The sequence below is a fragment of the Gilliamella sp. B2889 genome (assembly GCF_026536885.1).
GTDB classification, from domain to species: domain Bacteria; phylum Pseudomonadota; class Gammaproteobacteria; order Enterobacterales; family Orbaceae; genus Gilliamella; species Gilliamella apicola_E.
The window spans coordinates 245,106-254,519 of the sequence record NZ_JAFNNF010000004.1; the positions used below are offsets into that span (position 1 = coordinate 245,106).

A 9,414-nucleotide genomic window follows, 5' to 3' on the forward strand; every position below is an offset into this window, starting at 1 on the left:
CATTATGAAATTTCGACTAAGAAAAACTATAAGCATTGCCAAGAAAGTCCTAATTGGATTAATGCTTTTCTCTGTTTTTCTTATTCTGCTTATGCGTTGGGTTAATCCTTGGGGTTCCATGCTGATGGTCGAAAGAAAGATCGCTAACTGGAATATTAATCAACAACGAATTTGGAAAGATTGGGATCAAATTTCAGATAATATTAAGATTGCCGTTATAGCTGCTGAAGATCAGCAATTTGCCAATCATTGGGGATTTGATTTTAAGGCAATAAACCGTGCGCTAAATTATAATAAAAATAATAGAAAAATCCGTGGCGCCAGTACCATCACTCAGCAAGTTGCGAAAAATATTTTTTTATGGTCATCGCGAAATTGGATCCGCAAAGGGGTTGAATCATGGTTCACAGTTTGGATTGAGCTTATTTGGTCAAAGCAACGGACACTTGAGATTTATTTAAATAGCGTTGAATGGGGGGAAGGGATTTTTGGTATTGAGGCCGCCTCACACCACTACTTTGGTGTCAGTGCAAAGCAATTAACCAAAGAGCAAGCTAGTTTACTGGCTGCAATTTTACCTAATCCTAGAAAATGGAGTCCAGTTAATCCTAATATCCTTACACAAAAAAAAGCAAAATGGATCCTAGGCCAAATGGAAAATTTAGATACGAAAAAATATTTGAAGAAACTTAATTAATTAACGCTTAATGTTTCTACAAATTCAGGCACAATTTTACTTGCTGGGCCGTAAATTTTGGTTTGAAATAAACTTTCCCCCAAACTCGGCTCTAAATTGAGCTCAACAGTTTTTGCCCCCGATTGATTAGCAACCTCTACAAAACCCGCTGCCGGGTAAACATTGCCCGATGTACCAATCGAAATAAAATAGTCAGCTTGTGAAAGCGCATGGTAAATTTTATTCATCTCTAATGGGGTTTCACCAAACCATACTATGTGAGGACGAATAAGCTTATTTTTTACATAATCCACATCTTGATGACAATCAATAATTTGCCCGGTTTGCTCATTACGAACTTTCAATAATTCGCCATGCATGTGAATAATATTTTTAGAACCCGCCCGCTCATGAAGATTATCAACATTTTGTGTCACAATTAATACATTTTCACTGCCGAGCTTATGTTCAAGCTCAGCTAAAGCAAAATGCGCTAAGTTTGGTTTTACCTCAGGGCTTTGTAATTTTTTTCGTAGCATATTATAGAAAGAATGGACCGCAATGGGATCGCGACTATAACCTTCATAGGTTGCAACATCATTAACATCATACCCTTCCCACAATCCATTTTGTGCACGGAATGTCGATAGTCCAGATTCCGCAGAAATACCCGCACCAGTTAAGATAACAAATTTAGGTTTTTGCAGCATATCTATCTTCCTTCTTATTAATAAGCCTTATTATCAATGAAACAGATTATTGACTATATTCTGTCGTAAATATATGTAAGGCTGGTTTGCTTAACTTTTGATATTGACTATAAGCTGTTGCTACTTCAAATTTTATTTCATCTTTTGATTTACCATCCAACCAACTATTGATCATAGCATGAATACTATAAGCTTCTGGCGCCATACGGTGCAAGGTTAAGATCAACGGGTTAATACCTAAACGAGATAGTGGTGGTGTAAAATATTTCTGACTTTTACAAGCAAATACTGCTGCATAGCGTGATTTTTGTTTTTCTTGTACATTTTTGGGCAAAGTGTCCCAGCGTAAATTATCGGGTAAATAATTTCGCCATGACCACTCCATTAAGGAGTCATGACCAATATAAATAACTAAATTGGCTTTTCCCCCTGCGATAATTTGAGTATTATCGATTGAATAAGACGCTTCTTTCTTCCCAGCTGAATAGGTTATAAAATCATTAACAGCATCATCAATATATTTACCATCATAAGCCTGTGCTATAATATAGACATCTTTTGTTTTATGTTTATAAATTATTTCTTCCAAAATTTTACTATTCTCTGGTTTATTTATTTTTATCTGTTGCCACTCTTTTTGTTTATCAAAATAGGTTTTAAAACCATAGGTCGCCCCCCAATAAAGATTATTTTTTGGATCTTGACCATTACCAATTGCTTTAGGAACCGGAGCTATTCGCTGATATTTGTTATCACATAAAGCGACAACAACATGAATCACTTTTGAATCAGCAAAACATGAAAAAGATAAAACTAAACACATTATTGGTATTAATAATAGATATTTACTCATTTTCTCCATTTATTATCAAATCTCCATTCACTTCGTATTTTACAATTACATTATTTTTATACATCATTTCAGAACGAATACATGCCGGGGCACCACCGACATTGTTTTTGGTCATGGTATCTCTCCAGATTTCATTTTTTCTATAGATAACACCTTGCCTTTTAATAAAGGCATGCTGCTTTTCATAAACATGATAGCTGTATAGTCTTTCTTCATCACATAATAGCTCACCTTCTAGTTGGTGCTCTCCAACATAAAGCATAATTTGAAATGTTTTATCGGTAGGATTATAAATAATAAGATCAATATAATTATAAAAAACAGCGGCACCCGAACCAAAAGGCAACACTCGACCATCATCAGGAAAAGGATCAAAGCTATGATTTGCTCGTTCGACTATTTGGAGTTCTGAATGGAGAGCTAACCAATGAATTAGATTACTAATCTGACATATACCACCACCAATACCGGAACGAGCTACACCAAATGAAAGTTCCATTCCATTCAAAAATCCTCGCTTTTTAGTTGGTTTTCCGACTAATCGGCAAAACGAGAAATATTCACCAGGTTTAATTAAGATTCCATTTAACGAATCAACGGCAATTTTTAGGTTTGTGACTTTATTGTATTGAAGCTGAATATCGCTGTTACCCAATCGAAGTATTAATTTAGAGGTATGTTTTTTATAGCGAAAAGGTAAACGTAAATCATGACTACGTTTTAAGCTATATTGACGTGAAGAACAATACCAAAACAAATGACGAAACAAGCGACGCTGATTTACCCTTAACCAATAAAGTAAGGGATGATAACTGGATAAAGGTTTAGACATTAATTGTTTTTTATCTTAAATTCCAATAAGATAAATTATAACATTAGTACTATCTTTTTGAGAGAAGAGATACATAAACTTTTAATAATAAATTAAAATCTATCTTAAAGAAGTTGTATTATGATTTAGTACGTTAAGGATGAATAAAATGAAAACAATAGGTTTAATCGGTGGAATGAGCTGGGAAAGTACCGTAACTTATTATCAAGTGATCAATCAAATGGTAGGAAAATCATTAGGAGGATTACATTCAGCCAAGACGCTTTTATATAGTGTCGACTTTCAAGAAATTGAACATTGTCAGTCCAATGGTGAGTGGGATAAAAGTGCGCTTATTTTAATTGATGCAGCGAAAAGACTAGCATTAGCTGGGGCAGATTTCATCGTGATTTGTACTAATACTATGCATAAAGTCGCAGATCAGATTAAAGCTGCCATTGATATTCCCATTCTTCATATTGCTGATGTTACGGCACAGCACTTAATCAAAGAAAATATTCAAACCGTTGCTTTACTTGGAACAAAATATACGATGGAACAAGACTTTTATAAATCAAAACTGATTAATAAAGGTTTAAAAGTGCTTATTCCTGATGAGCAAGATAGAATGATCATCAATCAAATTATCTATGATGAACTCTGCCATGGCATAATTAAGCCAAGTGCTAAACAAGCTTATCTTGATATTATTGATAAACTTGTTAAGCAAGGAGCACAAGGCGTTATACTGGGTTGCACTGAAATTGGCTTGTTAATCCAACAGGCAGATTGCCTGACGCCATTTTTTGATACCGCTTTATTGCATGCCGAGGAAGCCGCGTTATTTGCAATAAGTTAATCATTTACTCTTTATCAGTATATTCTAATATATCACCCGGTTGGCAATCTAAGTGTTTACAGATTGCCTCGAGGGTTGCCAGTCTGAATCCTTTTACTTTACCTTGCTTTAGTAATGATAAATTTTGTTCAGTAATACCGATTGCGGCTGCCAAGTCTTTGGATTTAACTTTGCGTTTAGCCAGCATTACATCTAAATTTATAATAATTGCCACATTAAGATCCTATTAAATCGTTTTCTAGGTTAACGTCATTGTATCGTACTCAACGTTATTATTTATATGCCATATTTAGATAAACTGTCTATTTTCTTCAGCGATCTGACAGGCCTTTTTTAAGATCTGACCAATTAGCATAATACTGATTGCTAAAAGTAATGTCATAAAATCTTCGCTAGTAAACGATACCGTAAAATAACGCTCAGGTTGATTGTAACTTAATATTGCCGTTATTACCGGTTCTGAAAGTACACCCATTACCGCCCAAATCACCAAAAATTTACCAAAGTTATAACAGTATTTTGTTGATTTAACAGAAAAATAGTCTGCTTGCGCAAAATTAACCAGCATTAATCGTAGTTGATTAAAAGCATAAATTAAAATAACAATTCTGCCGGTATCAATAAGTGTTGCTAAGGCAGCTTGCCAAAAGTTTAGGTCTGTAGAAATGTCGATGCTATCATCCATTGTCGTGGAAATGAAAAAAGAATATCCATCCGATCCAAACCCAATATTGTTCTTATCAAAAAAGTAAAATAACAAAGGCGATATCGTTCCAATCAGCATACATAATAAGATAGGGATCAAAATTAATACTGACATCAATTTACAATATTGATTTAAGCGAGTCTGATTTTTAGCTATATCTGTGTTCATTTTTATTTCCTTTTGGTTAAATTTACCAAATAGAGTATAAGCTGAGGGAAATAAAAAAACAACAATTTATTAAAATAAAACGATAATAATTTATCGTTATTCACTTATTTGTGATTATAAAAAAGCCTTGCTGTTTAACGGCAAGGCTTCAAAAAATTAACTAATTATTTATGCTTCAATAGCAACACGTAGTTTTTTCATTGCATTTTTTTCGAGTTGGCGTATACGCTCAGCCGAAACACTATATTTATCAGCCAAAACCTGCAATGTTGATTTGCTATCATTAGCATCTAACCAACGCGCTTTAATAATATCTTGGCTACGCTCGTCTAATTGAGATAATGCATCATGTAATTTATCAGTTGCATCATTTTCCCAATTATCATTTTCAATTGATTTAGAAAAATCAGAATTAACATCTTCTAAATAAAGCGCAGGAGCAACAATTGAATTATCATCGTCATCACTATCAATATCAAATGACATATCTTGCGCTGACATTCGTGATTCCATCTCTAGTACATCTTTACGACTTACGCCAAGCTCATCAGCAACCATATCAACTTCAGCACTATTAAACCAACCTAAACGTTGTTTATTTTTTCTCAAATTAAAAAATAATTTTCTTTGCGCTTTAGTGGTTGCGACTTTTACAATACGCCAGTTTTTTAGTACGTATTCGTGAATTTCAGCTTTTATCCAATGTACCGCAAAAGAGACTAAACGTACTCCCATTCCTGGATTAAAACGACGTACCGCTTTCATTAAACCAATGTTACCTTCTTGAATCAAATCAGCTTGTGGTAGACCGTAACCAGAATATCCACGCGCAATATGCGCAACAAAGCGTAAGTGAGACAAAATTAATTGTCTTGCTGCATCAACATCATCATGATAATAAAGTCTTTCACCTAGAGACTTTTCTTCCTCAGCTGTTAGCATCGGATAAGTATTTATCATACGAAGATATGATTCAATATTTCCTTGTGGGATTAAAGCACCTGCTTGCATTTTTAAATCAGTACTCATTTAATTCCCCCCTTAAATTAGACTAATTTTGTTACATCTTACTTGTGTAACAATTTAAATTCTTTCTTTTAATTTAGACCACTAAAATGTGATTTAGTTCACATTTTTATCATAATTTTTATTATGTAGGATCTGGTAAAAATGGCAAATATTTAATCCATCATTATGAAGCTATAACCATTTTATTCAAATACTTTTTAGTAGCAATAAATGCTGAAAACCAACCTATAATCATTGAGAATAAAATAATTAATAAGCTTTCATCCCATGAAAGACCATTTATATTAACTATTGTTCCAAAAACATCCGATACATGCAACATGGTTGAATCTATTTGAAGGATAAATACTTTCGATAGAACCAAAGCCAAAATAGCACTAATTAATCCAGTAAAAATACCATTATATAAAAATGGTCGTAAAATAAAGCCTTCCGTTGCCCCAATCAATTGCATAACCGTAATCGTTTGCCTGCGAGCAAATATATTTAACCGAATGCTGTTCCCAATAACCAGTGACACAGCAATGATCATAAAGATTGAAATCGTCCATACTATTGATTTGACCATATTGGTTAATGCCGTTAATCGCGTAAACCAGCTGTCATCAAGCTGTACATCATCGACACCATCTATATTTCGTAATTGTGCTTGTAGATCGTGTAATTTATTAGTCTGCTTAGCTTCTTCAACTGGAAAAATAATAGCAACTGCAGGCAATGGATTGTCAGCAAGCAAATCAAGTGCATCATCAAATCCTGACCAAGTTTTGAATTCATCGCGTGTTTCATCTCGAGAAAGATAAGTCACATTTTGAACTTCAGGAATCGTTTTAAATTGGTCAATTAAATTATTAGTTTGCTCTGGCGTTAGTGTTTTGTTTATATAAACTGTTACGTTAGGAGTTGGATACCATTGCTCTGCTGCTTGATTTGCATTTTTCAATAGTAAATAGCCTATTGTCGGTAAAGTAATTGAAATAGCAATAACAAAAATAGTCAGCAAAGAGGCAAATATATTTTGATAAAAATAGTTAAATACATTATGCCATGCATAGCCAATCTGCCTTTTCCAACGCCCTAAAAAGCTATTATTCTTTTTTTGTTTAGATGGTTTAATCTTGGCCTTTATCATCAACTTTTAACCTCTAAACGTCCTTGATTTAAATTGAGTATTAGATGATGTTTTCGACGAATAAGCCCCATATTATGCGTTGCCATCAGTACAGTTACACCAGTCTGGTTAAACTCTTCAAATAATTTCAATATATCTTTTGAAAGTTTATCATCTAAATTACCAGTAGGTTCATCAGCAAGTAATACGGTTGGGCGATTAACAATAGCTCGAGCTATTCCTACGCGCTGCTGCTCCCCGCCAGATAACTGTATTGGATAAAATTTCATTTTATCAATCAATCCAACTTTATCTAATGCTGCTGAAACTCGTCTTTTAATTTCTTCGGCTGGCTTTCCTAAAATGATTAATGGAAAAGCCACATTCTCATAAACAGTATGATCTAATAATAATTGGTGATCTTGAAATATCATACCTATTGTACGACGCAAAAACGGCACTTGATGTTTCTTTAAACGAGAAACATCAACACCATTAAGTAATACTTTACCATCATTCGCTTTTTCTAAACCACAAATCAAACGCATTAATGTGCTTTTACCTGCACCTGAATGGCCTGTTAAGAAAGCCATTTCCCCTTGCGATAAAGTAAATGTTATATTTTGCAAAGCTGGCTTTCCACCAGAATAAACTTTACTAACACGTTCAAATCGAATCATGATTTATCTCTATTCTTCTGCTTCATCAAACAGTGCGTTAATAAAATCATCAGCAACAAATGGTCTTAGGTCTTCTATTTTTTCACCGACACCGATATAACGGATTGGAATATTAAACTGATCAGCAATGCTGAATATAATACCACCTTTCGCAGTACCATCTAATTTAGTCAATGTCATCCCTGTTACACCAACAGCTTCATTAAATAATTTAGTTTGACTAATAGCATTTTGGCCTGTTCCTGCATCTATTGTTAACATGATTTCGTGAGGAGCAGTTTCATCTTGTTTTTTAATTACTCGTACAATCTTTTTTAATTCATCCATCAGATGTGATTTATTTTGCAAACGTCCTGCAGTATCAGCAATTAATACATCAATATTTTTCGCTTTTGCAGCTTGAATGGCATCAAAAATTACCGATGCAGAATCAGCATTAATGTGTTGTGCGATTACTGGGATATTATTACGTTCACCCCAAACCTGTAATTGTTCAACAGCAGCAGCGCGAAAAGTATCGCCAGCTGCAAGCATAACTGATTTACCTTGTTGTTGAAATTGACGAGCTAATTTGCCAATTGTCGTCGTTTTTCCAACACCGTTTACACCAACCATCAATATAACAAAAGGTTTATGGCTTTCTATGTTTAGAGGTTGTTGAGCACCATCTAAAATAGATTTCATTTCATTTTTTAATAGATCATGTAATGCATCAGCATCTTTTAATTCTTTTCTTGAAGCTTGTTGTGTTAATGTGCTTATTAATTTTTGTGTGGTATCGAAACCAACATCAGCAATGATCAATTGCTCTTCTAATTCTTCAAACAGTTGATCATCGATCTTTTTTCCTTTAAATAAGCTAAGAAAACCAGATCCTATATTTTGTTTAGTTTTAAAAAGACCTTTTTTTAAACGAGAAAAAAAACCTTCTTTTTTTTGTTCAATCATAAATAACTTATCCCATGATCAATATCAATGATCATTTTATCTTATTTTATTATAAAGCCCAACGTATTCGATCAAAGAGAGTCATATTATTGATCTATTTGATCCTTGAATCTTTTAAGGATCGTGAATTAAATTTAATTATTTAATATAAAGATCGTTGAGAGTAATAGATCGCCATTCGCCTTGGGGTAGGTTGTGAGTAAATAAATTATACTTGCCAATCTGAACTCGAATTAAACGTAAGCAAGGAAATCCAACGGCGGCACACATTCTTCTAACTTGTCGATTTTTTCCTTCTGTTATAGTAATACTTATCCATGAAGTGGGAATTGTTTTGCGTTCTCGAATGGGTGGGACTCGTGGCCATAAATTAATAGGCTCTTCTAAAAAATCCACGATTGCAGGTGCGGTGTGAAATTCCTTCAATTGTACACCGCTGATTAATTTATCAATCGCTTGCTTATCAATTAACCCTTCAACTTGTACCCAATAGGTTTTAGGTAATTTAAATTTTGGAGAACTAATTTTAGACTGCAATTTACCATCATTGGTCAGTAATAATAATCCTTCACTGTCAGTATCTAAACGACCAGCAGAATAAAATCTAGGCATGGATATATAATCTTTTAATGTCTGATATTTTTCATGAGCAGAAAACTGTGTCACGACATTAAATGGTTTATTAAAAGCTATTAATGAACTCATTCTATCCTCAGAAGAATTAAATAACCTTAGAATGCAAAAAAGCCCAGCATTGCTGCTGGGCTTTCGCTCTAATTTAAAAGTCTGGCGGCACCCTACTCTCACATGGGTAATACCCACACTACCATCGGCACTACGGCGTTTCACTTCTGAGTTCGGCA

The 9,414-nt window shown here is 33.9% G+C and carries 11 protein-coding genes and 1 pseudogene; 2 read left to right on the forward strand and 10 right to left on the reverse strand.

The window, feature by feature from the left end:
• Window positions 1–4 precede the first annotated feature (4 nt).
• Window positions 5–697, forward strand: a complete 693-nt coding sequence (mtgA, locus tag J3U09_RS08215; protein WP_267357811.1) for a monofunctional biosynthetic peptidoglycan transglycosylase — start codon at window positions 5–7, stop codon at window positions 695–697.
• Here the strand turns inward: mtgA and cobB are convergent.
• From cobB to J3U09_RS08230, 3 genes are read right to left on the reverse strand one after another with little or no spacing between them, the layout of a single operon-like run.
• On the reverse strand, window positions 694–1,386 hold the full coding sequence (gene cobB, locus J3U09_RS08220; RefSeq protein ID WP_267357812.1) for a Sir2 family NAD+-dependent deacetylase: 693 nt from the start codon (window positions 1,384–1,386) through the stop codon (window positions 694–696). The genes mtgA and cobB overlap by 4 nt on opposite strands.
• Before the next feature lie 46 nt (window positions 1,387–1,432).
• Window positions 1,433–2,239 (reverse strand): hypothetical protein, encoded by an 807-nt coding sequence (locus tag J3U09_RS08225; protein ID WP_267357813.1) that lies wholly within the window; start codon window positions 2,237–2,239, stop codon window positions 1,433–1,435.
• Window positions 2,232–3,071 (reverse strand): VanW family protein, encoded by an 840-nt coding sequence (locus J3U09_RS08230; protein WP_267357814.1) that lies wholly within the window; start codon window positions 3,069–3,071, stop codon window positions 2,232–2,234. The genes J3U09_RS08225 and J3U09_RS08230 overlap by 8 nt, the downstream gene beginning before the upstream one ends.
• A 148-nt stretch (window positions 3,072–3,219) precedes the next feature.
• On the opposite strand from J3U09_RS08230, the gene J3U09_RS08235 reads away from it, so the two are divergent.
• Window positions 3,220–3,909 carry an aspartate/glutamate racemase family protein gene (locus tag J3U09_RS08235; RefSeq protein WP_267357815.1) on the forward strand — a complete coding sequence of 230 codons (690 nt, stop codon included), beginning with the start codon at window positions 3,220–3,222 and terminating at the stop codon, window positions 3,907–3,909.
• Window positions 3,910–3,913: 4 nt separating this feature from the next.
• Here J3U09_RS08235 and J3U09_RS08240 read toward each other — a convergent pair whose 3' ends face one another.
• From J3U09_RS08240 to J3U09_RS08270, 7 genes and pseudogenes are all read right to left on the reverse strand, one after another.
• Entirely contained in the window at window positions 3,914–4,123 is a 210-nt protein-coding gene (locus tag J3U09_RS08240) for a helix-turn-helix domain-containing protein (protein ID WP_065733542.1), read from the reverse strand.
• A 75-nt stretch (window positions 4,124–4,198) separates the two neighbouring features.
• Window positions 4,199–4,783 carry a DUF2975 domain-containing protein gene (locus J3U09_RS08245; RefSeq protein WP_267332154.1) on the reverse strand — a complete coding sequence of 195 codons (585 nt, stop codon included), beginning with the start codon at window positions 4,781–4,783 and terminating at the stop codon, window positions 4,199–4,201.
• Window positions 4,784–4,951: 168 nt separating this feature from the next.
• Complete coding sequence (gene rpoH / locus J3U09_RS08250; protein WP_267357816.1) at window positions 4,952–5,812, reverse strand: RNA polymerase sigma factor RpoH; 861 nt, start codon at window positions 5,810–5,812, stop codon at window positions 4,952–4,954.
• Window positions 5,813–5,975: 163 nt separating this feature from the next.
• Window positions 5,976–6,944, reverse strand: a complete 969-nt coding sequence (gene ftsX / locus J3U09_RS08255; protein ID WP_267357817.1) for a permease-like cell division protein FtsX — start codon at window positions 6,942–6,944, stop codon at window positions 5,976–5,978.
• Window positions 6,944–7,603 (reverse strand): cell division ATP-binding protein FtsE, encoded by a 660-nt coding sequence (gene ftsE / locus J3U09_RS08260; RefSeq protein WP_267357818.1) that lies wholly within the window; start codon window positions 7,601–7,603, stop codon window positions 6,944–6,946. Before ftsE ends, ftsX begins: the two co-directional genes overlap by 1 nt.
• 9 nt (window positions 7,604–7,612) lie before the next feature.
• Window positions 7,613–8,536, reverse strand: a pseudogene (gene ftsY / locus J3U09_RS08265) (signal recognition particle-docking protein FtsY); the annotation flags it as partial.
• A 153-nt stretch (window positions 8,537–8,689) separates the two neighbouring features.
• Window positions 8,690–9,256 (reverse strand): pseudouridine synthase, encoded by a 567-nt coding sequence (locus J3U09_RS08270; RefSeq protein WP_267357819.1) that lies wholly within the window; start codon window positions 9,254–9,256, stop codon window positions 8,690–8,692.
• Window positions 9,257–9,414: the final 158 nt, after the last annotated feature.

Bases quoted from the DNA above. Each gene is read 5' to 3' on its own strand.
- mtgA (WP_267357811.1), top strand. From the start codon at position 5: ATGAAATTTCGACTAAGAAAAACTATAAGCATTGCCAAGAAAGTCCTA.
- cobB (WP_267357812.1), bottom strand. From the start codon at position 1,386: ATGCTGCAAAAACCTAAATTTGTTATCTTAACTGGTGCGGGTATTTCT.
- J3U09_RS08225 (WP_267357813.1), bottom strand. From the start codon at position 2,239: ATGAGTAAATATCTATTATTAATACCAATAATGTGTTTAGTTTTATCT.
- J3U09_RS08230 (WP_267357814.1), bottom strand. From the start codon at position 3,071: ATGTCTAAACCTTTATCCAGTTATCATCCCTTACTTTATTGGTTAAGG.
- J3U09_RS08235 (WP_267357815.1), top strand. From the start codon at position 3,220: ATGAAAACAATAGGTTTAATCGGTGGAATGAGCTGGGAAAGTACCGTA.
- J3U09_RS08245 (WP_267332154.1), bottom strand. From the start codon at position 4,783: ATGAACACAGATATAGCTAAAAATCAGACTCGCTTAAATCAATATTGT.
- rpoH (WP_267357816.1), bottom strand. From the start codon at position 5,812: ATGAGTACTGATTTAAAAATGCAAGCAGGTGCTTTAATCCCACAAGGA.
- ftsX (WP_267357817.1), bottom strand. From the start codon at position 6,944: ATGATAAAGGCCAAGATTAAACCATCTAAACAAAAAAAGAATAATAGC.
- ftsE (WP_267357818.1), bottom strand. From the start codon at position 7,603: ATGATTCGATTTGAACGTGTTAGTAAAGTTTATTCTGGTGGAAAGCCA.
- J3U09_RS08270 (WP_267357819.1), bottom strand. From the start codon at position 9,256: ATGAGTTCATTAATAGCTTTTAATAAACCATTTAATGTCGTGACACAG.